Source organism: Salinispora fenicalii, from assembly GCF_000514815.1.
GTDB classification, from domain to species: domain Bacteria; phylum Actinomycetota; class Actinomycetes; order Mycobacteriales; family Micromonosporaceae; genus Micromonospora; species Micromonospora fenicalii.
Genome location: NZ_AZWQ01000008.1, coordinates 179,380 through 201,506 on the forward strand (window position 1 = coordinate 179,380; position 22,127 = coordinate 201,506).

Sequence of the window (22,127 nt, forward strand, 5' to 3'; positions counted from 1 at the left end):
TTCACCGGCGGCTGCGGGCGCCCGCCCGCCTCGCGGCGAGACCGTCGTGGACGGTCCAGCCGATGGCGATGGCGGCGTCGGTCACCGCGACGCGACGCCGACGCCGGTCAGCGGTGAGCGCCACCGCGGTTAACGCGTGCACCCCATCGGCGACCGCGCCGAGCCGGAACGCCTCCGGCGTCGGCCAGCGGAGCAGTACCGCCGCCTGCACCAGATGCCGGATGCCGAGCACCCGCAGGATCGCTGTCGGGGTCGAGCTCGGGTGGCCGCCCATCGCCCGCAGCACCCGGTCGGGTGCGACCAGGAGCAGCCCGCCCCAGACCAGCCGAGTCAGCTCCCCCACCGCCGCCGTCGGGGTGAGCTCCCCCACGCCCACGGTTGGGTTCAACTTCCCCACGCCCATGCCCACGGTCGAGGTCAGCCTCCCCGTGCCCACGGTCGGGATCGATGCCCTTTTCGCTGCCATCGTTTCGCCCCTCAGTTTGGTGCCGGACCCGCCCTCACCACCGCCGCCGCGGCCGTGGCCTCCCCCACCACCGCGCCTTCGCCGCGACCAGGGCGAGCACCGGCGCGAGCGCGGCCAGGCCGACGAGCCCGACCGCGGCCAGCCGGGCCCGCTGGGAAGACGGCCGCGGCCGGCGCCCCCACCGCTGTTCCGGCCAGGGCACCACCGACTCGCCGCGCAATCCGGCGCGCAGCAGCTCCGCCAGGTGAATCGCCGAGCGACCACCGGCTGCGCTCTGCTCGACCTGGGTGCGACAACTGAACCCGTCAGCGAGCAGCACATCGGTGTTTGCAGCGTCCCGAACAGCGGGCAGGAGCACCCGCTCGGCACACGCCGTGGAGACCTCGTAGTGCCCCTGCTCGAAGCCGAAATTTCCGGCCAGACCGCAGCAGCCCGAATCGAGAAAGTCGGCTCGCACCCCGGCCCCGGTGAGCACCGCCTGGTCAGCGGCGGTACCCAGGATGGCGTGCTGGTGGCAGTGGGTCTGGATCAGCGCGTGCGCCGGCAGCCGCGGCGGCTGCCAGCCGGGGCTGTGCTCATGAAGCAGCTCGGCCAGGGTGACCGTCTGCTGGCGGAGGCGGGTGACGTCCTCGTCGTCGGGGAAGAGTTCGTGGGCATCGCTGCGGAACACGGCCGTACAGCTCGGCTCCAGACCAACCACCCGGGTACCCGCCCGCAGGTGCGGCCGAAGGACCGCAACGGTACGCCGCAGCACCCGCTTGGCGACGCCGAGTTGACCGGTGGAAACCCAGGTCAGCCCGCAGCAGACCGGTTCCTCCGGCACCCGGACCCGCCAGCCGGCGGACTCCAGCACCTCGACGGCGGCCTGAGCCACCCCGGGTTGAAACCGGTTGGTGAAGGTGTCCGGCCAGAGCAGAACCTCGCCGCGGTGGCCGTCCCCGGCCGGGGTCCGGTTGGCGAACCACCGCTGGAAGCTCTGGGCGGCGAAGGTTGGCACGTCGCGCCGCTGGTCGATGCCGCCCACCACCTTGGCAAGCCGGCTCAGAGCGGGGGCCTGGGCGAGGGCGTTCACCACCCGGGGTGCGACTCCGGCCACCGCCGCCAGCATTGGCAGCCACCCCATCGAGTAGTGCGCGCGAGGACGGGGCCGGCCGGCGTAGTGGTGGGACAGGAACTCCGCCTTGTAGGTCGCCATGTCCACGTTCACCGGACAGTCGGCCTTGCAGCCCTTGCAGGCCAGGCAGAGGTCGAGGGCGTCCCGGACGGCGGTGGAGCGCCACCCGTCGTCGATGCTGCCACCCCGGGCGCCGCCGTCTAGCATTTCAAAGAGCAGCCGGGAGCGGCCCCGCGTGGAGTGTTCCTCTTCCCGAGTGACCATGTAGGAAGGACACATCACTTCACCGTCGTGCCGGCGGCACTTACCCACCCCGACGCAGCGAAGCACAGCGTTGGCGAAGCTACCCTGGTCGTCGGGGTAGGCGAAGGTGGTCCGCACCGGGCCGTGGTCATAGTCGACGCCCAACCGCAGGTGACTGTCGAGCGGATAGGGCGCAACCGTCTTGCCCGGATTCATCCGGTCTTCCGGGTCAAAAATCGCCTTGACCTGGCCGAACGCGCGCAGGAGCCGGCCACCGTACATCCTCGGCAGTAGCTCGCCCCGGGCCTGACCGTCCCCGTGCTCGCCGGAGAGGGATCCACCGTAGGAGACGACCAGGTCAGCCGCCCGCTCCAGAAAGGAGCGAAACCGGTGTACCCCGTCGGCGGTGTTCAGCTCGAACGGAATGCGGGTGTGCACACACCCCTGCCCGAAGTGGCCGTACAGCGAGGCTTGGCCAAGGCCGTACTCATCGAGGAGGCGGCGCAGGTCCCGCAGGTATTCGCCGAGCCTCTCCGGGGCGACCGCCGAATCCTCCCAGCCCGGCCAGGTGCGCTCGGCGCCGCGTACCTGTGCCGTCGCCCCCAGTGATGACTCCCGGACCTGCCACATCTGCTGTTCGTGGGTCGGGTCGGTGAATTCGTGCACGGTCCCCGCACCACCGTCGCGGACGGCCGCGATCAACCGGCTGGCGGCGGCACGCGCCTGACCTGGCGTCTCCCCGCCCATCTGGATCATCAACCAGGCGCCGCCCTCGGGGATCTCCCGGAGCCCCGCGGACTGCTGGCGTTTGCGCCGCTCGTCGGCGACCAGCCGGTGGTCGATGCCCTCCAGCGTGACCGGTTGGTGCGCCAGCACCCGCATAACGTCGTCGCCCGCCGCGGCGATGTCCGGATAGTTGACAAAGACCAGGGCGGACGCCTTGACCACAGGTACCAACCGCAACCGCGCCCGGAGAATGGTGACCAGCGTGCCCTCGGAACCGACCAGGGCCTGCGCGAGGTGGAAGCCCTTCTCCGGCAGCAGGCTGTCGAGGTTGTACCCGGAGACCCGGCGCGGAATGTGCGGATAGCGGGTACGGATGTCGGCCAGGTACTCCTCGCGCAGCGCCCGCAGCTGCCGGTAGATCTCGGCCGGCCGACCACCGCGGAGCTGGATCTCGGCGTACTGCTCGTCGGTGGTCTCGCCGACCCAGATCCGGGTGCCGTCGTAGAGCAGTACCTCCAACTCGACGATGTTGTCGACCACCTTGCCGGTCCGCTGGGCGGTGGCTCCGCAGGAGTTGTTGCCGAGCATCCCGCCCAGGGTGCAGCGACTGTGGGTCGCCGGACGAGGACCGTACTCCAACCCGGTCGGCGCGAGCTGGGCGTTGAGTGAGTCCAGGACGATGCCGGGCTCCACCAGACAGGTCCGCGCCTGTGGATCCACCTCCAACAGAAGGTGGCAGTACTTCGACCAGTCCAGCACAACAGCGGTGTTGGTGCACTGCCCGGCCAGGCTGGTACCACCGCCCCGGGAGACCAGCGGCGCCTGGTGCCGACGGCACACCGCGACCGCCGCCACCCCGGCCTCGATCGTCCGGGGCAGCACCACCCCGAGCGGCACCTGCCGGTAGTTGGAGGAGTCGGTGGAGTAGGCGGCCCGGGAACCGCCATCGAACCGGACCTCCCCGTCCACCTCGGCCCGAAGGTCGGCGACGAGCGCCGCCAGGTCGACCTCCGGCGCCGGCCCGGGCGCGCGTACGACGGGGTGGGGCAGCAGGACCTCACTCACGGCCGCCGCTCCCGCCGCCGTTGGCTTCCCTACTCCCCTCACCACGCTCACCGCCCGGTTATTGCCGACTTGACGCAATTCTCGGGCCGGGTACCCGGGCGGGGCACCGGTAAACCCACCTCCCCCGGCGCGGCGGAAGGGGCCTCGGGCATCAGTACGGGTGGCGTGTCGGCCGGCGCTGACGGGTGAGGTGGATGAGGACGGCGCCGCTGAGGATGAGCAGGGCAGCCGCGCCGAGCGCGGTGGGCAGGTTGGTTCCGGTGGTGGGCAGTTCGGGGGGTTGTTCAATGGTGATGGTGGTGGCCTCGGACGGGCTGTTGGGGCAGAGGCTGGTGGTGCTGGCGTAGTCGGCGGTGAGGGTGTTGGCGCCGACCGGGAGCCGAGTCGTGTGGGTGGCGGTGTTGTTGCTGTCCAGGGGCACGGTGGCGAGGTCGGTGTTGTTGTTGCGGAAGGTGACGCTCCCCGTGGGGGTTCCGGCGTTGCAGGTGACGGTGGCGGTGAGCGTGACGTCCTGATCCGCGGTCGGGTCCGGCGGCGAAACCTGCAAGACCGTGGCCGAGGCCGCCTGGAGCGTGGGCAGGGCCAGATTGTGGTCGTTGCCGACGGCGATCATGCCCAGCGTGGTGCCGGTGGGCAGACTGACCGCCACGGGGGTGGCGCTGTCGGTGTTGGTCCCATCCCCCAGATGTCCCTGCGAGTTGACGCCCCAGGCCAGGGCCGTGCCGTCATTGGCTATCGCCACGTTGTGGTCGCTGTCGCGACTGGCGATGGAGGTGAGCTGGGTGCCGACCGGAAGAGTGACCGAGACCGGTTCGCTGCTGTCGGAGGTGGAGCCATTCCCCAGCTGCCCCAACTGGTTGCCGCCCCAGGCGAGGGCGGTTCCCTCGGAGGTCAACACCGCGCTGTGCGTACGGCCGGCGGCGACGGCGGTGGCCTCGGCGCCGGCGGGCAAGGCGACGGTGATGGGTACGAGGCTGTCCGTGGTGGTGCCGTTGCCGAGTTGACCGCGAGAATTGCTGCCCCACGCCAGGGCGGTGTCGTCGGCGGTCAGCGCCAGGCTGTGGTCGCCTCCGCCTGCGATGGCGGTGACCGTGGGGCCGGGTGGCAGCCCAACGGCGACCGGGACGCTACGGCCGGAGACGGTTCCGTCGCCCAGCTGGCCTTTGCTGTTCGCCCCCCAGGCGAGGAGGGGCGCCGGCCCGGTCGCGGTCAGGACCAGATTGTGGTCGCGGCCTGCGGCGATGGCGGCGGCCGTGGTCCCCGATGGCAGGCGTACCGCGACGGGCGTGCTGCTGCTGGTGACCGTGCCGTTGCCGAGCTGGCCGGAGCTGTTGGCGCCCCAGGCGAGGAGGGAGCCGGTGGAGGTCAGCGCCACACTGTGGTTGGCGCCGACGGCGACGGCGACGACCCGGATACCCGCGGGCAGGCTCACCGGGACGGGCTCGCCGCTGCTGACGGTGGTCCCGTTGCCGAGCTGCCCTTCGTTGTTGCTGCCCCAGGCGAGGAGGGAGCCTGCGGAGGTCAACGCCAGGCTGTGATGTTCACCGGCAGCGACGGCGGCGACCGTGGTGTTCGCGGGCAGACGCACGGCCAGCGGCTCACTGCTGTTGGTCGTGGTCCCGTCGCCCAGCTGCCCACCGGCGTTCCCGCCCCAGGCGAAGATCGCGTCCGAGATGACGGCAGTCGATGCAGGCTGGTGTTGTGCCGACGCGGATTGGTGTTGCGCCGACGCGGACGATCCGCCGATCACCGGCGAGAACGCCACCGCCAGCGCGAGGGAGAACCAACCGGCGGCAGCACGTCGCACCGGCCGCACTCCTCCGCGTCGGCCACGCCGCTGGCAGAATCCCTGCATCGCACCCACCTCCAAGCGGGACAATCCTCCACTAATAGGACAGAAGTCATTATTAACTACCTATTGCTGGAGGGGTGCGTAGAAACGCCCACCGCCATGGTCCTGGCCGATCCACCGACCGAAATCCCGGCCCAGCGGTGCTGCCGGGTGGACGCCGGCAGCGGGACCGCTACCTCCGCGGGCAGTGGCGCGACCGGCTGATGTTCACCGCCACCGGTTGCGTGGAGGTAGGTCAAGGAACACACGGGCACCGCGGAGCTGCGTGGTCAGTTTTGCCTGGGTCTCGGCACAGTCGAGGCGGACCCGGATCGGACCAGGAACGGTGGTGTCGGCCCGCCGACCGGCGGGCAGGACCGCGTCGTCGAGACCGTCACGGCGGGCGATGAGCCGGCCGAGTTCGTAGCGGCTGACCGCATCGGCGCCAGCGACGTGGTGGATCCCGGAATAGTCGGAACTGGCCAGCTCCAGGAGCGCCGAGGCCAGGTCCGTGACGTCGATCGGGCAGCGCAGGTCGTCGGTGAAGAGGACACCACTGGTGGGGTCGGCGGCGAGGGCGTGCACCATCCTCTCCTGGCGGGAGCTACCACCAGTTCCGACAATCAACGAGGTACGAGCGATGACGGCACTCGGATCCAGGCCCTTGGTCGCCGTCTCGACCGCAGCCTTGGCCGCACCGTACGGGCTGATCGGGTCGGGGCTACCCGTCTCGTCGTAGCATTCCGCCGTACCGGAGAAGACCGCGTCACTGGAGACCTGCACCAGGTGGGCCCCGTTGGCAGCCGCGGCGGCAGCCACGTGCATGCCGCCGTCGGCGGTGGTGACCCAGTCGTCCTGTCGGTAGGCCGCATTGATGATCGCAGCGGGTCGGAGCTGGTGCACCAGGGCGGCGACCTCGTCGCGGCGTCGGATGTCGAGCCTTCGCCAGTTCACCCCCGCTGCCGCCGCCACCTGACGGTGGAAGGTCGCCGCCACCTGACGGCCGGTCCGCTGCGCCTGGCGGACGATTTCCCGGCCCAGCAGCCCACTACCGCCCACCACCAGAAGATCCATGGGCCGCAATGTTGCTCGCTACCGCTATCGCTACCTGGTCAACTCAGTGGTGGGTCGACCGACGCCGGCGGGTGAGGTAGATGAAGCTGACGCCGATGAGGATGAGCAGGGTGGCGGCGCCGAGCAGCCTGGGCAGGCTGACCCCGGTGATGGGCAGATCAGGGTCGGTCGGGTCCGTCGGATCAGTCGGATCAGTCGGGTCCGTGGGATCGGTCGGGTCGGTGGGGTCGGTGGGGTCGGCGACAGTGATGGTGGTGGACTCGGACTGACTGCTCGGGCAGACGGTGGTGGTGCTGGTGTAGTCGGCGGTGAGGGTGTTGGCGCCGGCGGGGAGCCGGGTGGTGTGGGTGGCGGTGTTGGTGGTGTCCAGCGGAACGGTGGCGAGGTCAGTGTTGTTGGTACGGAAGGTGACGCTGCCAGTCGGATCTGCGAGGTCGCAGGTGACGGTGGCGGTGAGGATGACGTCCTGATCCGCGGTCGGGTCCGGCGGCGAGACCTGCAAGGTCGTGGCGGAGCTTCCTTGCTGAGCCGGCAGGGCCAGGCTGTGGTTACTGCCGACGGCGGTGGCGGTCAGGGTAATACTGGTGGGTAGGGCAACGGCCACCGGTGTGCTGGAGTCGGTGATGGTTCCATCCCCGAGCTGGCCATGGACATTGCTCCCCCAGGTGAGGGCGGTGCCGTCGGTGGCTATCACCAGAGTGTGGTCGCTGTCGCGGGAGGCGATGGTGGTGAACGTGGTGCCCGTGGGCAGGCTGACGTCGACGGGTTCGCTGCTGCCGCTGTTACTCCCGTTTCCGAGCTGCCCGAGACTGTTGTCCCCCCAGGCGAATACAGTGCCGGCCGAGGTCAGGGCGGCACTGTGGATGCGGCCGGCCACCACGGCGGCAACGTCAACGCCGAGGGGCAGCGCGACGCCGGCCGGCGTGTTCCGGTTGGTGGTGGTCCCGTCCCCGAGTTGACCGGAAGCGTTGTACCCCCAGGCGAGGGCGGTGCCGGTGGAGGTAACCGCCAGGCCGTGGCCGCGGCCGGCCGCGATCGCAGTGACCTCAACGCCGGGGGGCAGGGCGACACTGGTCGGCGTGTTCCGATTGGCGTTGCTCCCGTCGCCAAGCTGACCAAGGCTGTTCTGGCCCCAGCCGAACGCGGCACCAGCGGAGGTCACCGCCAGGCTGTGACTTGCGGCGGCGGTGACAGCGGTGACTGTGGCACCGGATGGCAGGCTCGCCTCGACCGGCGTGGTACGCCTGGTCGTGCTCCCGTCCCCGAGCTGACCGAAGATGTTGCCGCCCCAGGTGAGGACGGTGCCGGCCGAGGTCAACGCCATGCTGTGGACGTCGCCGGCGGCGATGGCGGTAACCGTGGTGCCCGACGGCAGGCTCACCTCGACGGGCGCCCTCCGGTCAGTCAGGGTTCCGTCCCCGAGCTGACCAAAGTGGTTGGTGCCCCAGGCGAGAACCGTGCCGGCCGAAGTCAACGCCAGACTGTGATCGCGGCCGGCGGCGACCGCGGTGACCGTGACGCCCAACGGCAGGCTCACCGCGATCGGCGCGTTGCTTCCGGTAGTGCTCCCGTTACCAAGCTGCCCGTGGTCGTTCCTCCCCCAGGCCAGCAGGAATTCGGACGCGGTGGTCGATATGGGCTGGTGCTGCGCCAACGCGGGCGACATGCCGATCGTCTGCGTTACCGTCACCGCCAGCGCGACGGAGAACCACCCGATGACAGCGCGTCCCGCCCGGCGCCTCCCGGCATCCCGACCCAGCCGCTGACCGAACCCCTGCATCGCGTACGCCTCCGAGCAGTGAAGTACCGCAAGAAGGACAGCAGCTACTACTGGCTGCCTATCCCTCAATACGGGCAGAAACACCTCTACCGCCAGAATCAACGCCCGGTGGCAGGTCCAGGTTGTTGGTCACCGTGGAAAGACGGCCGGCCTCAGCCGAGGGAAGATGGCGGGCCTCAGTCGAGCAGGGGTGTCGGGCCTCTGCCGACTCTGCGGTAGGGGAACTCCGGCTTGAGCTGTCCGATCGGCTGCAGTGCCGCGGGGATCGGGCCACCCGAAGACCCGCCCCAGCTCCGGACAGTGCCAGCACGGCAGCCACCCCGACCGCGGCCAGCGGCGCCCAGCCCTCGATAGCGGCGGCGCCGGCCGCAGCGCCAACAGCTGCGCCGAGCTGAATGGCAGCCCCCGTCCAGGACTGTGTCTCCGCCTCGGTACCCGAGGGCGCCAGGTCACCCGCACCGCTGTATAGGGCGACAAAGGTGGGCCCGATGAAGAGACCGACCAGGAGACACCCGGCCACCAACAGCACCAGCGGCAGTCGACCGACCGCTGCCAGGGCCACACACGCGAGAGTAAGCCCCAGGAGCAGGACGGGCAGGCGAGGCACCCATCGCCCGCGTAGCGCCCCAACGACCAGGCCACCGACGATGCTGCCTACCGACAGGACGCTGACCAGAGCGGCGCCAGCCGACCGACCAGCCGCTGCGGGAAGTGCGATCTGCACCGCGTGTAACGCCGCGGAGAAGAGACAGGCGACGAGCAGCAGCCAGCGCAGGGGCGCCAGCACAAGCGGCCCGAACCAGTGTCGCGCGCCGCCGGCGCCCCGCTCCGACCCCTGGCTGGCGCCCCCCGCAACCGGCTCCCGGCCGGCGCCCGCAACCGGCTCCCGGCCGGCGCCCCGGGCTGCTTCCCGGCCGGCCTGATCACGGCTGACTCCTCGGGCTGCTTCCCAGCCGGACTGCGCCCGAAGGAGCAGGACGGTCGCCAGCGCGCTCGAGCCACTGGAGACCACCAACCCGGCCATCGGTGACACGGTTTCGGTCAGCAGACCAACGAGGGCAGGTCCGAGGACGAAAGCGAGGTCCGTGAGCACCGCGTCGAGCGCCAGCGCGCTGCGCAGATTCTCCGGCTGCGACATCCTGCGCCACATGACCCGTGACAACACCCCGACCGGAGGCATCGACACGTTCGCCACGAGCGCCGGCCCGAAGGTGGCCAGCACCGGCCCGTGCAACCCCTCATTGACCGACAATGCCGCCACGGAGCCCACATGCACGGCCAGGATGGGCCAGAGGACACGCTTGTCGCCGAACCGGTCGAGCAGTCGCCCCCGGAAGGGGGCCGCGATACCACCGAACGCGGCGACCGCGACCACCAGCGCGGCGACGCCATAGGAACGACCGGCGGAGACAGCGTAGAGCAGCGCGAAGGAGAACATGCCGGCTTGAAGCTTGCTGACGGCGGCACCCGCCAACCGGACCCGGAAACCGGATTCGGCGCCGAGGCTGCGATAGCCGGACCGGGCCGGCGTTCGCGGATCAGCCATCACACCGTCTATTTTGCCGGCGCCACCCCGCTGTCCCGCCACTCCGCCACCGCGCTGCGCCGCCGCCCCGCTACGCCGCTTCCCGCCGCCTCATACCGCGCCCACTACCCTGCCGCGCGCGGCTCCTGCAGAGCGGGACCGGGCTCGGTGGCTGGTGCACCCGGGGTGGTCACCGTCCAGTATCGGGCCAGCGCCGTTGCGGCGAAAAAGCCCGCCAGGACAATCGCCACTTCAGCCCCGATCGCGAGCGGGGTTCAGCGCGTGCGAGGCACCGTTGAGGCACATGCCTCGCCCTTGGTTCGATGGGATGTACATGCTGGAATCTACTCAGTTCGGAGCGGAACCGACAATGCCCGGTTCCCGAGTGGGATATCGCCACAACGGCGGGAGTCCCGTGACCGAGGTGCGGCTACAGCGGTCGACATCCTCCGGACATCGTCCGCGCCACGTCCCTCGGAGTGCGGCTCCGGGACCAGGAAAAGTGGAGACCACAAACATGATGATCGCCAACTACGCACGGGAGGATTTCCTCGCTGACGGCCTTCCTGGCGGGGACGCCCTGCCGCCTGCGCCCGCGCCGGCTCCGGGTCGCCACCGGGTCCTCGTACGCCGCAGGGTCAAGCACACGGGAGGACCAGGACGGGCGCGCCGATGAGCGACGACTACGACGCCATCGTCATCGGTGCGGGCAACGCCGGGCTCAGCAGCGCGGCCACGCTACAACGCGGTGGCAGGCGTACGCTCCTGCTTGAACGCCACAACATTCCCGGTGGTGCGGCGACCTCGTTCGTGCGGGGGCGGTTCGAGTTCGAGGTGTCGCTGCACCAGTTGGGTGGCATGGGGAACGGCCCGCTCCGGCAGGTTCTCGACCAGCTGGACGTCACCCGCAGGTTGAAGTTCCTGGAGGAGCGTGACCTCTACCGCACCGTGGTCCCCGGGGTCCTCGACATCACCCTGCCCGCCGATTGGCAGGGTGTCGCCGACGCGATCGAGGACAGCTTCCCGGGCAACCGCGCCCGGGTCGAGTCCTTCCTCGAGTTGTGCCAGGAGGTCGGAAGCTGGCAGCTGGTAGCTCGGGCGAGCCTGCATCAGCCCCAGGAACAGGCCGCGTGGCTGCGCGGGCTGCCCCGGGTGCGCCGCAACGGCCTGCGCCCGGCGAAAGAGGTGCTCGACGAGTACTTCGACGACGACCGGATCAAGCATGTTCTGGCGTCCTACTGGAGCTATAACGGACAGCCTCCCTCCACCCTGCCGTTCATGGACCTGGCGAGAATCCTGACGCTCTACCTCGAATACAAGCCCTACCACCTGCGCGGTGGCAGCCAGGCCATGTCCTCGGCGATGCTGGACTCCTTCCTGGAAGCGGGCGGCGACGTCCGCTTCGACTCGAACGTCGCGGAGATCCGCACCCGCCAGGGCACCGTGGTCGGGGTCCGCCTGGACAACGGCGACGAGTACGACGCTCGGATGGTGGTATCGAACGCCTCCGCCGTCACCACCTACACCCGAATGCTCGACCCCACCGTCGTCCCCGATTCCGTCCTGCGCGATCTCCGCAGCAGAAAGCTGGGAATCTCCGGCACGATCACCTACCTCGGCCTGGACGCCACGGCACGCGAGCTGGGCTTCACCGCGGGAACCAACATGATCACCAGCGAACTCGCGGAGAACACCGTCCGGGACAGCATGCACTCCCTGGATCCGACGCCTTACGTGGTCGCGAGCTGTTACGACGTCGACCCGATCGGGTTCGCGCCGCCCCGGGCATCCCACGTGGCGATCTTCTCCGTCCAGTACGGCAGGGTGTGGGACACGCTCGCACCGGAGGACTACGCCCGAGCCAAGTACGCGTACGCCCAATCCCAGCTCGACTTGGTCGAGGTGATAAGCCCTGGGCTGCGGGACGTCATCGAGGAGGCCGAGGTGGCCACCCCGCACACCCTCCGGCGCTACCTCGGCCACCCGGGCGGCGCTATCTACGGCTTCGACCAGGACATCACCGACAGCTGGCTCTTCCGCGACGCCGATCTCAAGCCCAATGTGCCCGGCCTGTTCCTCCTCAGCGCGTGGACCACCGCGGGCGGGTACAACCCAACGATCGTGACCGCGGCACGCTTCTCCCAGCGGCTTTTACAGCTCTAGACCTCCCTTCGACAGACCGGGGAAATCTGATGCCCGCCCATCCCCTCGCCCGTTTCTTCGATCATGTCGACGATGTCACCGCCGAGATCGCCCGCCGAGAGGCCGGGGGTGTGGCGCACCCCGCCGCTGTGGACGACGAGATCGCGGTGTGTCACCCGAAGCAGCTCGATCTCGTCGTAGCCGAGGTCATCACCGAAACCGCGACGACGAAGACCTTCCGGCTACGCCGGGCCACCGGTGAGCTACTTCCACCGTTCCAGGCAGGTCAGTACATCAGCCTGCGGCTTCAGATCGACGGTGTCCGTACCAGCAGGGCGTTCTCGGTGTCCTCCAGCCCCACCGAACGCCGCCACTACGACCTGACGGTCCGGCGGGTTCCCGGCGGCTGCGTCAGCAACCACCTGCTCGACACCATCACTCCCGGTGATCGGCTGGTCAGCAGCGGCCCCATCGGCACGTTCCACTACAACCCGCTCTTCCACGGCGAAGACCTGGTCTTCCTGGCGGGTGGTTCTGGTGTCACCCCCGCCATGAGCATGATCCGCGAGGTCGTCAACCGCGGCCTGCCGCGCACACTCCACCTCGTCTACGGATCGCGCCGCGCCGACGACATCATCTTCCGGGCCGAACTCGACCAGATCGCCCGCGGTTGTCCGGAGATCACGGTGGACCACGTGATCTCCGAGCCGGACGCGGACTGGTCGGGACCCACGGGGTTCTTGTCGGCGGCAGTCGTCGAGCGACTCGCGGGTCCACTGCGTGGCCGGATGACCTACGTCTGCGGCCCGCCCGCCATGTATGCCTACCAACTCCGGCAGCTCGACCGGATGGGCCACCCGCGCCGCAGGGTGCGGTTGGAGGCCAACGGGATCGCCCTGCCCGCTGGCGAGGACCACGACTGGCCCGCCGACGTGGACCCGACCGCGGAGGTGACCGTCGCGGTGCGGGGGCGCGGAGCCTTCCGCACCCCGCGCAACCGCGCACTGCTTGACGCGTTGGAGGACAACGGCTTCCAGCTGGAGGCGTCGTGCAGGTCGGGAGAGTGCAGTATGTGCCGGGTCCGGGTGGTACGTGGTTCTGTCTTCACCGCGGCCGAGGCCCGCCTCCGGACGTCGGATCGTGACTTCGGGTTCACCCACTCCTGTGCCGCATATCCGGTCACCGACGTGGAAGTGGACTTCTGAATGCCGGCAGCCCAGTCCGGGGCGGGGGCAGGTCTATCGCCGACTGGTGGCCGTTGGTGAGGCGGAGGCCCCGTAGTAGTCCGAGGCAGGGAAAGCTTGACCGGCTCCGGACCGGGCCGTAGCGGTGTCAGTCGGACGCCGACAGCAGCGCCTTCACCTCTGGCAGGTGCTGGTAGTCACGCAGAGCGAGTCGCACGTGTTTGGAGACCGCCGCCCGAACACCGCCGAGTAGCGTGGTGGCCCGGGCCACTGACTCCACGCTCCCGGTAGTGTCCCCGACCGCCGCCTGGGCCTCCGCGGCGCGCAGCAGGTACAGCGAGCGCAACGACGGCGGCAGGTTCAGCTCCGACACGTGTTCGGAGAACAGCGGCTCGAAGGCTGTGATCGCCTGATCCGGCCGGCCCAGTTCCATTAGCGACACCCCGTCCATCATCTGCAGCCAGTAGTTGCTGCGGGCCGGCAGGATCGCCATGGGATCCCCGTGCGGCACGCTTTCCAACGCGATACGCCCCGCCGAGAGTGACCGGCGCCGACCAAGGTCGTCACCGATCTGAGCGTGCACCCGGGCCATCTGCGCGTGCATCAACGTGGGCAGCGCCGGATCCCGCACCGGTATCCGGGATCGGCGCAGGAACGTCCGCGCGGACGTGAGGAGCTCGGTGGCCTCCTTGTGTAGCCCGAGGTCCAGGTACTGGGCAGCGTGGATCGTCATGATCGCTGCGGCGATCTCCGCCGCACCGGCGGCCGTGGCGCAGCGCAGACCCGCCACGTAGTACCGCTGGGCGCTGACGTGTTCCCCCTCGAGTCGGGCGATGAAGCCGCACAGGGACAGCCCTTCTGCGGCGAGCGTCAGCAACCCGCGGCCCTTCTCCGCGATCACATCTGTCGTGGTGGCGAAGTGGTTGGCCACATTCCGCAGTTCCTGCTCGCTGGCCGGCACCAGCCATCCGGCGGTGAACCAACCCGCGAACGAGAGCAGCGTTTGCAGTCGAGTGCACGCCTGGAATACCGATCCCAGCTCGGCATCCGTTCCGAGTTGCCCCATGAGAGGCGCCCAGGCGGGTCGCGACAGGTGCTGTGGCACCTTCGTCAGGGCCTCGGTCATGGCGTCCTGCCAGTTCTCCGCGAGCGACTTGGCTGCCGATCCGGTTGCCAGCAGGTACCCCTGTTGCGCCTGTTGTCGCTCCGCTACGGCGTCGAGGATGGCCTCTGGGGCAGCCGCAGGTGTCCAGGGGAGCTCCAGCTGACGTGCGTCGCCGTATGCCAGGTGAAGCCATTCGGGCCAGCCCCGATTGTCGACGTACTCCTGGGCGACGCCATGGATGTGGGCGATGGCGAGCTGTGCGGTCCGTTCCGGGACGGCTCGGCCGGCCTCCCAACGGGAGACCTTTTCTCGGCGTGCCGCCATGTGGCCGAACCCCAGCGTGGCGTGCGTCTCGGCAATCAGGCGGGCGTACTCGCCATGGGTATGGCCGGCCTTGGCGCGTAGCACAGCGAGGGGGTGGCGCCGTGGTGCCGCAACTACGGTGCATCGAACGCTTTCGCGCATTGACATCCTGCACTCCTCGATGACTCGCTCACTTGAGGCGGTTGTGGCCGTCAAGCCGATACCAGCGTCAGCTACCCAGAAGACAGCGCGGCGGAATCAACGATTACGGCATCAATGCGCCATTTCCCAGACCCAAGAAAACAAATTGGTTCAACATTTTCCAAACATTCAAGATCGGCAAATTCACATTCAGAGCTCACTGTAAATGGTCAACCAAACCGATAGATACGCTATATCGGCTATTGAGTACGACCACGTCTCTGCGTTTACGACGAGACGAAGGCGTGATGACATGGCGGCGACGCTTCGGGGATCTTTGTTTCGACGAACACTACCATCCACGCCGCTCATTATGTCAACACCGTTGCACTATACTGCAATCCAATCAAACCAGTCAAAACAGGACACTTTGATTTTGTTAATCTTCGGTGCGAGTCCGGGATAGCGGTCGGCCGGCTTTGACAGCCAGCGATTTCCACTATGGATAGCCACAGTGCGTCTACAGCGGCTACCAGCGGCGGACCGAGGCAGACAACCTACCGACCCGCTGTGGCCCCGACCCAACCGAGGCAATACCATGCGAACCTCGATGCGTCACCCCGCAGGAGTGCATCGTGATACGGCGATAACTACCACCCCACGATCAGGGCTACCAACCCTTATGCGTGGCGGAGACCAGGTCACCGGCCACAAAAGAGTACCTCCGAAACGGTAAACAAGACCTCGCCACCACGTGAATGTGCCTTCGACGTGCCCTGCGTCGAGACACATCCGAGGCACCCGGTCACCCATGGCTATTCACCCAGCCTGAGGCCAAACTAGCGATGTCGACACGGCGAGGAACCGCGGCCGTTCTTGGCGCTCGGATACCGCCTGCACCACATCCCACCAATCCGGCAGGAGTTTGCCCATGAGTCGGTCTGTCTTGGTAACCGGCGGGAGCCGTGGAATCGGTCTTGCCGTGGCTCGACGACTCAGCGCCGACGGAAACCGGGTCGCGGTGACCTATCGATCAGGCAAACCCCCGGACGGACTGCTGGCCGTGCCGTGTGACGTCCTCGACACGGCCGCCGTGGACAGGGCATTCACCAAAGTCGAGGCGGAGCTGGGGCCGGTGGAGGTGCTGGTGGCGAACGCCGGCGTCACCAAGGACACGTTGCTGATCCGGATGTCGGAAAGCGACTTCACCTCGGTGATCGACACGAACCTCACCGGCACGTACCGGGTGGTCAAACGCGCAGCGAGGAACCTGGTGCGGGCGCGATCCGGGCGGGTGGTGATCATTTCCTCGACGGCCGCGCTGAGCGGCGTCGTGGGCCAGGTGAACTACGGCTCCTCGAAGGCGGGCCTGATCGGCATGGCCCGATCGCTGGCCCGTGAATTCGCGCCGCGCGGGGTGCTGGTGAACGTGGTGGCGCCCGGACTCACCGACACCGCCATGAGCACGGCCCTCTCCGACACGACCCGCGACTCTATCGTCGGCCGGATTCCGTTGGGCCGGATGGCGACCCCGGAGGAGGTGGCCGCCACGGTTCGCTTCCTCGCTTCCGAGGACGCCTCCTACATCACCGGGGCCGTCATCCCCGTCGACGGTGGCATGGGAATGGGGCACTGAGATGTCGAGGAGGCCACAGGTGCACAGTAGCGATCGGGCGGGCCGGACCAGCAGGACGGTCGCCGTCACGGGAGCGGCGGTGACCACCGGATACGGGCACGGCGTTGACGCGCTACGGACGGGGATCTGGTCCGGTGCGCCGGCATTCGTCCCGGTGACCCGCTTCGACACCAGCAGGTACGCGGTCGGCGTGGCCGCCCAGGCCGCAGACGTGTTCGACCTCGACTCAGAACTGCTCACACTGACCGAAGAAGCACTCAAACAGGCCGGTCTCTCCGCGGATGAACGCTCCGACGCCCCACTGGTGATGGCCCGACACCCGGACCCCGCGGTATCCCGGCTGCCGCGCGAGGAGCAGGAGTCACGGCCCATCAGTGAAACCGCCCGCTGGCTCTCCCGCAAGTTGGGCCTGGGCCTGGCCGGGCGCACATATATCAATGCCTGTGTTGCCGCCAGCACCGCCATCGCGGAGGCCGCGGCCCTCATCTCCGCCGGCCGTCACGACCGAGTAGTGGTCGCCGCCGGGCACCTCGTTGACGCGGAGTCCTTCACCACCTTCAACGCGGGCAAGGCCCTCGCGAAGGACGGACGGCTGAGACCCTTCAGCTCCGGGCGCAAGGGACTGTTACTGGGCGACGGGGCCGGCGCGGTCGTGCTGGAGGCAGCCGACAGCCGTACGGGCATGCGTCCGCTGGCCCGGCTGACAGGCTGGGGCATGGCCGGTGACGCCCACCATGTCTGCCAGCCCCACCCACAGGGCCTGGGGATGGCCCGCGCGATCACCCGTGCCCTCGACCGAGCTGGCCTGGGACCGGTCGACCTCGACTACGTCAACGCCCACGGCACCGGTACGCCGTACAACGACGCCGCGGAGACCGCCGCCCTGCACCGAGCATTCGGAGAACACGCCGAGCGAGTGCCCGTCAGCTCCACCAAGTCGATGCACGGACACGCTCTGCAGGCAGCGGGCCTCGTCGAGTTCGTCATCTGCCTGCTCGCGCTGGAGTTGGGGAGCCTGCCCATCAACTCCGGCTACCTCGGGCCGGACCCGGACTGCCGACTCGATCTCGTGCTCGATGCCCCCCGGCCGGTCCAGGCGCGCCATCTGCTCAGCCTCAACGCCGCCTTCGGCGGAGCCAACACCGCTCTGGTGGTGAGTGCCGCATGACGATCACCACGACAACGCCGGGCTCCCGACCACTGACCGTGCTCGCGCGGGCGTCCTGGTGCGCGGCGACCGACCAACCACCCCCGGACCTGCCCGGTTTCACGGCCTCCCCGTTCGCCCCGATCATCGCCCATGTCGCGGACCTGTGCCTGACGGCTCGATACCAGGGGTCGCCGGTACCGCCGGACCGCGCCGAGTCGACCGCGATGGTCATGGTCTCGCAACTCGGTGACATGGCCACCGAGGCCGCGGTTGTCGGCTCGGTCGACCAGGGCACCAAGGCATCGCCGCTGTTGTTCTTCCAGTCGGTGCCCAGCGCGGTACTCGGTGTGGTGTCGGCCCGTTGGAACCTCGGCGGTGCGGTCATCTCCATCAGCCCGGCCGGTGACCCACTGGCCGAGGGCATGGACTTGGCGCAGCTACTGATCGAGGACGGTAGCGCCAGGGATGTCCTGCTGGTGCTGGTCGAACTCGCCGTACAGGAGGACCTGTCGGATCACGCCGAGGCGCTCCTGGTGTCCGCCGAGGAGTCGCCATGACCGACACCGCGCCAGACCTACCGCTGGCCAAGGAGGTCGACCTGGTGCGCCAGGGCTGGTGGCTGCACGACGCCCGCTGGTACCAGGCGGTGAAGAACCGCTTCGGGCAGGAGGTCGCGAACGAGCTCAACGCCGAGGTCATGCAGTTCGTGGCCCGACGAGTCGCGACCGTCTACGCCCGGCAGCGCCCCGTCCCCGACAACGCGACGTCCACCGAGGTGGCCGCGACGCTGGAGAACCTGGCCCGGTTGATGTTCTCCCGCGCGATGGTACGGCTGGACACCACCGACGTTGACGGCGAGAACACCTGGGAGACCGTCGTCAGCGAACACTTCGCGCTACGGATGCTCAGGGCTAGCCGCTCCCTGGCGGGATACCAGTGCCCCTGCATGCAACTGCGTGCCGGCTGGTTCGAAGGCATCGGGGTGCAGGTCTCCGACGAGACCGTCGAATGCATGCGCGAAGGCGCCGTGGTCTGCCGCTTCCGCGCCTGTCTGAAGTCCTGAGGTGAAGGGGGTCCGATGCGACCGGCCGTGACCACCGTGTTCGTGCTGCCGTGCGGCATCAGAACGAGGATCGGCGACACCACGAGGCTAACCGCGAGAGCCGCGAATGGCCGGAAGGGCTGGTACGCATGAGTCACTTCACCGACCTCCGTAGCTACCTCGACGCACTCGACGTACTCGGTGACCTGAGGACCATCGAGCGGTCCGTGAGTGCCGACCTGGAAGCAGCGGCGATTACCCGGCGCTCGTACGAGATTCGCGCCGCCGCACCGCTGTTCACCAACATCACCGAGGACCGGACTGGCATGCGGATGTTCGGGGCTCCTGCCGGTATCAGCTCCCGAGCCGACATGCCACTTGCCCGGCTCGCACTCTCCGTCGGCCTGCCACCGGAGACCAGTGCGGCGGCACTCGTGGACCACCTGGTCCGCGTCCGCGACGCGGAGCCCGTACCGCCACGGGCGGTACCGCGGGAGAACGCGCCGTGCAAGCAGAACGTGCTGCTTGGCAGCGCGGCGACCCTGGACCGGTTCGCGGTCCCACGGCTGCACGAGTCCGACGGCGGCCGCTACCTCAACACCTGGGGTGTGATCGTTGTCAGGACACCCGACGGCGCATGGGTCAACTGGTCGATCTCGCGGATCATGATGCTCGACGGCAAGCGGATGACAGGCCTGGTGGTGCCACCACAGCACCTTGGTCTGGTCTGGCAGGCGTGGGCCGAGCGCGGTGAACCGATGCCCTACGCGCTGGTGCAGGGCGGCGCCCCGGCGATTCCCTTCGTGGGTGGTATCCCGCTGCCGCGCGGCGTGGACGAGGCCGGGTACATCGGCGCGCTGCACGGGGAGCCGGTCGAGGTGGTGCGCTGCGAAACCTCCGACCTGGAGGTGCCCGCGCACGCCGAAGTGGTCATCGAGGGACACATGTCGGTGGGCCGGGACAGCCTTGAAGGGCCGTTCGGCGAGTACGCCGGCTACGCCTCCACCCAGTCCTCCAACCAACCGGTGTACTCGGTGGAGGCCATCACCTACCGCGACGACCCGATCTGGCCAATCGTCCCGGAGGGCCGGCCGCCCGACGAGTACCACACCGTGACCGGTACCGGTCGGGCCGCGAACGTCCTGCACGCGCTGCGACGCACGGGGCTGCCGGTGACCACGGTGTGGATGCCGTTCCCGGCAGCGATGCACTGGACCGTGGTGACCGTCCCGGACGACTGGCGGTCGCACCTACCCGGGGTGGACTCCGCAGAGTTCGTACGACGAGTCGGCGAGGTCATCCACAACAGCGGTGGACCCAGCGCGATGATGCCGGTCACCTTCGTTCTGGATGATGACATCGACCCTTCCAATGAGGCCGACCTGCTGTGGGCGCTGTCCACCCGGTTGCATCCGAAGGACCGACGCTTCGCCTGGGACGGTGTGGTCCTACCGTTCATGGCCTGCTACACCGAGGACGAGCGCAAGGCGATGCGTGGTCCGAGTGTCGTCCATGACGGGCTGCTGCCTGCCTGGGGCGAGGGCCGGCTGCACCACAGTTCCTTCGCCCAGGCCTACCCCGCCGACATCCGCCGCAGGGTGCTCGAGCAGGAACACGGTTGAGCTGCCGTGGCTTCCGCACACCCCACCAACCGTTGCCTTCCCGACCGCGATCTGGAGCGACAGCGACATGGCGTTGAACCCAAGCTGCGTGGGTAAGTCGTACCCGCTCTCACGGCCCTATCCGGTTGAACCGGAGACGATCCGACGCTTCGCCGAGGCGGTGGGCGACCCCGCCGCCGTCTACACGGACCAGCAGGCGGCCCAGGCCCTGGGCCATCCGTCGGTGCCCGCGCCGCCGACCTTCCCGTTCGTGGTGGTCGCGCGGGCGTTGGACGAGGTGTTCAGCTACGACGAGATCGGCTTCGACCCGACCTATCTCGTTCACGGTGACCAGTGCTTCGAGTACGCCCGGTCGGTCCGGGTCGGCGATCGGCTGGTCACCGCGGTGTCGATAACCGGGGCGAAGAACCTGCGCGGCAAGGACGTGCTGACCCTACGCGCCGACGTCGCCGATACCGGCGGTGAACACGTCGTCACCCTGCACCTGACCTTCGTCTCCCTGACCGCGGTGAAAGGTGGTGTGAGTGATGCCGCTTCGCGCTGAGAACGTCGAGGTCGGAGACGAACTCCCGGCCAGGACCGTGACGGTCACCCGTCAGGGCCTCGTGCGGTACGCGGGGGCCTCCGAAGACTTCAACCCGGTTCACTGGAACCCGCGGGTGGCGCGGGAGGCGGGCCTGCCCGATGTGATCGCCCACGGAATGCTCACCATGGCGATCGCCGCCCGCACGGTCACCGACTGGGCCGGCGACCCGGCGGCGGTCGTCGAGTACCGGACCCGGTTCAGTCGACCGGTCGTTGTCCCCGACGATCCCGACGGGGCTTCGGTCGAGGTGGGGGGCCGGGTGGTCGCCCGCCTCGACGACGGCCTGGTTCGCCTCGACCTCGTCGTGACCAGCGGCGGAACCAAGGTGTTGAGCGACGCCCGGGTGACCGTACGCCTCGCCAGCTAGCCCACACCGGACCCAAGACCCTTCCCGCGCCCGGTAATCCCGGCCCGGCGGTTCGAGCAGACGGAGGTGATGGACGAATGGACACTTCACCGGTGCTCCTCAGCGCGCCCCGCTATGTCCTGGGTGAGATCGAGGAACCGTACACCGCGGTCCAGGACCTGGCGGCCCGAGTGACGCAGTTCGCCATCCCGATGGCTCCCGAGAGTTGGGGCTGGGGCAGCTTCTTCCGCACTGAGGGCACGTTGGTGGAACTGGCGGTCGCCAGTGGGAACGCCACGCTCGACGCCTCCAGGGCAGCGCGCGACACGGTGGACGGGCTGATCATCTGTACCAGTTCGTTCCCGCGGTCGGTGGACGACCACGCGGGTTTCCTCGGCTCGGTGCTGGACGGACTGGGGTTGACGAAGGTGGCATTCGCCGCTGGGGTGACCCTCAACCGGTGCAACAACCTACTCGCGGCCCTGCATCTGGCGCGCTGTCTGGTCAGCTCCGGTAGTCACCGGCTGATCCTCGTGGTGGCCGCGGACCGGGTCATCGACGAGGCGGCACGGCTGGAGAAGTTCGCGCTGTTCAGCGATGGCGCGGCGAGTTGCCTGGTGGGTGCCGAGGAGCAGGGGCGGGACTCCTTCGAGGTCCTCACCTCCGCCTCCGCGCAGGACCCGACAGTGCTCGGGGTGCGCGACGAGATCGATTCCCGGCTCGCCATCACGGTCAACGATGAGCTGGAGCGCGCCACCGGTGTCTCTCCGGAGAAGGTCACCGCGCTCCTTCCGGCCAACCTGGTCCGACCGCTGACGACACTGAAGGAGCGTCAGGCGGGCTTCGCCCCCGCGCAACTGCGCCTGGGCAACGTCGAGCGGATCGGCCACTGCTTCGCCAACGACCCGGTGATCAACCTCGCCGATCTCGTGGCCACGGGAGAGGGAAAGATCGATGGGCTTTACCTGCTGGCCTCCAGCGTGCCCGGTGCCCGCCACGGCGTACTGCTCCGGAAGGTCTCGTGACACCGCTGATGAATCCACTCG

17 protein-coding genes are annotated in these 22,127 nt (G+C 68.8%); 10 read left to right on the top strand and 7 right to left on the bottom strand.

Annotated elements, in window-relative coordinates; genetic code table 11:
• Position 1: 1 nt before the first annotated feature.
• From B116_RS0100805 to B116_RS0100835, 6 genes are all read right to left on the bottom strand, one after another.
• Positions 2-466: a hypothetical protein gene (locus B116_RS0100805; protein WP_397540522.1), complete on the bottom strand. Its 465-nt coding sequence runs from the start codon at positions 464-466 to the stop codon at positions 2-4.
• Between the two features lie 34 nt (positions 467-500).
• A complete protein-coding gene (locus B116_RS0100810) occupies positions 501-3,614 on the bottom strand; it encodes an FAD-binding and (Fe-S)-binding domain-containing protein (RefSeq protein WP_027658915.1) in 3,114 nt (1,037 codons plus the stop codon).
• A 151-nt stretch (positions 3,615-3,765) separates the two neighbouring features.
• Complete coding sequence (locus B116_RS0100815) at positions 3,766-5,469, bottom strand: RCC1 domain-containing protein (RefSeq protein ID WP_027658916.1); 1,704 nt, start codon at positions 5,467-5,469, stop codon at positions 3,766-3,768.
• A gap of 204 nt (positions 5,470-5,673) precedes the next feature.
• On the bottom strand, positions 5,674-6,519 hold the full coding sequence (locus B116_RS0100825; RefSeq protein WP_027658917.1) for an SDR family oxidoreductase: 846 nt from the start codon (positions 6,517-6,519) through the stop codon (positions 5,674-5,676).
• Positions 6,520-6,562: 43 nt separating this feature from the next.
• Complete coding sequence (locus tag B116_RS0100830) at positions 6,563-8,299, bottom strand: RCC1 domain-containing protein (protein WP_027658918.1); 1,737 nt, start codon at positions 8,297-8,299, stop codon at positions 6,563-6,565.
• A 58-nt stretch (positions 8,300-8,357) separates the two neighbouring features.
• On the bottom strand, positions 8,358-9,845 hold the full coding sequence (locus B116_RS0100835; RefSeq protein WP_155255705.1) for an MFS transporter: 1,488 nt from the start codon (positions 9,843-9,845) through the stop codon (positions 8,358-8,360).
• A 651-nt stretch (positions 9,846-10,496) separates the two neighbouring features.
• Between B116_RS0100835 and B116_RS0100840 the strand changes: the two genes are divergently transcribed.
• Both B116_RS0100840 and B116_RS0100845 read left to right on the top strand, forming a co-directional pair.
• Positions 10,497-11,987, top strand: coding sequence for a phytoene desaturase family protein (locus B116_RS0100840; protein ID WP_027658920.1), 1,491 nt, complete (start codon positions 10,497-10,499; stop codon positions 11,985-11,987).
• Positions 11,988-12,016: 29 nt separating this feature from the next.
• A complete protein-coding gene (locus B116_RS0100845) occupies positions 12,017-13,171 on the top strand; it encodes an FAD-binding oxidoreductase (RefSeq protein WP_027658921.1) in 1,155 nt (384 codons plus the stop codon).
• A 127-nt stretch (positions 13,172-13,298) separates the two neighbouring features.
• Here B116_RS0100845 and B116_RS0100850 read toward each other — a convergent pair whose 3' ends face one another.
• Positions 13,299-14,720: a hypothetical protein gene (locus tag B116_RS0100850; RefSeq protein WP_027658922.1), complete on the bottom strand. Its 1,422-nt coding sequence runs from the start codon at positions 14,718-14,720 to the stop codon at positions 13,299-13,301.
• A 910-nt stretch (positions 14,721-15,630) separates the two neighbouring features.
• Here B116_RS0100850 and fabG point away from each other — a divergent pair.
• The 8 genes from fabG to B116_RS0100895 all read left to right on the top strand — a co-directional run bounded on the left by fabG (position 15,631) and on the right by B116_RS0100895 (position 22,106).
• Positions 15,631-16,335, top strand: coding sequence for a 3-oxoacyl-ACP reductase FabG (fabG, locus tag B116_RS0100855; RefSeq protein ID WP_027658923.1), 705 nt, complete (start codon positions 15,631-15,633; stop codon positions 16,333-16,335).
• Between the two features lie 19 nt (positions 16,336-16,354).
• A complete protein-coding gene (locus tag B116_RS0100860) occupies positions 16,355-17,503 on the top strand; it encodes a beta-ketoacyl-[acyl-carrier-protein] synthase family protein (RefSeq protein WP_027658924.1) in 1,149 nt (382 codons plus the stop codon).
• Positions 17,500-18,042 carry a beta-ketoacyl synthase chain length factor gene (locus tag B116_RS0100865; RefSeq protein ID WP_018723628.1) on the top strand — a complete coding sequence of 181 codons (543 nt, stop codon included), beginning with the start codon at positions 17,500-17,502 and terminating at the stop codon, positions 18,040-18,042. The genes B116_RS0100860 and B116_RS0100865 overlap by 4 nt, the downstream gene beginning before the upstream one ends.
• Positions 18,039-18,548: a hypothetical protein gene (locus tag B116_RS0100870; protein WP_027658925.1), complete on the top strand. Its 510-nt coding sequence runs from the start codon at positions 18,039-18,041 to the stop codon at positions 18,546-18,548. Before B116_RS0100865 ends, B116_RS0100870 begins: the two co-directional genes overlap by 4 nt.
• 128 nt (positions 18,549-18,676) lie before the next feature.
• Positions 18,677-20,149 carry a UbiD family decarboxylase gene (locus B116_RS0100880; protein ID WP_027658926.1) on the top strand — a complete coding sequence of 491 codons (1,473 nt, stop codon included), beginning with the start codon at positions 18,677-18,679 and terminating at the stop codon, positions 20,147-20,149.
• Positions 20,150-20,216: 67 nt separating this feature from the next.
• Positions 20,217-20,693: an FAS1-like dehydratase domain-containing protein gene (locus tag B116_RS0100885; protein ID WP_027658927.1), complete on the top strand. Its 477-nt coding sequence runs from the start codon at positions 20,217-20,219 to the stop codon at positions 20,691-20,693.
• Complete coding sequence (locus B116_RS0100890; RefSeq protein ID WP_027658928.1) at positions 20,677-21,102, top strand: MaoC family dehydratase; 426 nt, start codon at positions 20,677-20,679, stop codon at positions 21,100-21,102. Before B116_RS0100885 ends, B116_RS0100890 begins: the two co-directional genes overlap by 17 nt.
• Positions 21,103-21,179: 77 nt before the next feature.
• Positions 21,180-22,106, top strand: coding sequence for a beta-ketoacyl-[acyl-carrier-protein] synthase family protein (locus B116_RS0100895; protein ID WP_027658929.1), 927 nt, complete (start codon positions 21,180-21,182; stop codon positions 22,104-22,106).
• Positions 22,107-22,127 lie beyond the last annotated feature (21 nt).

Bases quoted from the DNA above. Each gene is read 5' to 3' on its own strand.
- B116_RS0100805 (WP_397540522.1), bottom strand. From the start codon at position 466: ATGGCAGCGAAAAGGGCATCGATCCCGACCGTGGGCACGGGGAGGCTG.
- fabG (WP_027658923.1), top strand. From the start codon at position 15,631: ATGAGTCGGTCTGTCTTGGTAACCGGCGGGAGCCGTGGAATCGGTCTT.
- B116_RS0100895 (WP_027658929.1), top strand. From the start codon at position 21,180: ATGGACACTTCACCGGTGCTCCTCAGCGCGCCCCGCTATGTCCTGGGT.
- B116_RS0100840 (WP_027658920.1), top strand. From the start codon at position 10,497: ATGAGCGACGACTACGACGCCATCGTCATCGGTGCGGGCAACGCCGGG.
- B116_RS0100830 (WP_027658918.1), bottom strand. From the start codon at position 8,299: ATGCAGGGGTTCGGTCAGCGGCTGGGTCGGGATGCCGGGAGGCGCCGG.
- B116_RS0100815 (WP_027658916.1), bottom strand. From the start codon at position 5,469: ATGCAGGGATTCTGCCAGCGGCGTGGCCGACGCGGAGGAGTGCGGCCG.
- B116_RS0100850 (WP_027658922.1), bottom strand. From the start codon at position 14,720: ATGCGCGAAAGCGTTCGATGCACCGTAGTTGCGGCACCACGGCGCCAC.
- B116_RS0100890 (WP_027658928.1), top strand. From the start codon at position 20,677: ATGCCGCTTCGCGCTGAGAACGTCGAGGTCGGAGACGAACTCCCGGCC.
- B116_RS0100885 (WP_027658927.1), top strand. From the start codon at position 20,217: ATGGCGTTGAACCCAAGCTGCGTGGGTAAGTCGTACCCGCTCTCACGG.
- B116_RS0100835 (WP_155255705.1), bottom strand. From the start codon at position 9,845: ATGGCTGATCCGCGAACGCCGGCCCGGTCCGGCTATCGCAGCCTCGGC.
- B116_RS0100880 (WP_027658926.1), top strand. From the start codon at position 18,677: ATGAGTCACTTCACCGACCTCCGTAGCTACCTCGACGCACTCGACGTA.
- B116_RS0100845 (WP_027658921.1), top strand. From the start codon at position 12,017: ATGCCCGCCCATCCCCTCGCCCGTTTCTTCGATCATGTCGACGATGTC.
- B116_RS0100865 (WP_018723628.1), top strand. From the start codon at position 17,500: ATGACGATCACCACGACAACGCCGGGCTCCCGACCACTGACCGTGCTC.
- B116_RS0100825 (WP_027658917.1), bottom strand. From the start codon at position 6,519: ATGGATCTTCTGGTGGTGGGCGGTAGTGGGCTGCTGGGCCGGGAAATC.
- B116_RS0100870 (WP_027658925.1), top strand. From the start codon at position 18,039: ATGACCGACACCGCGCCAGACCTACCGCTGGCCAAGGAGGTCGACCTG.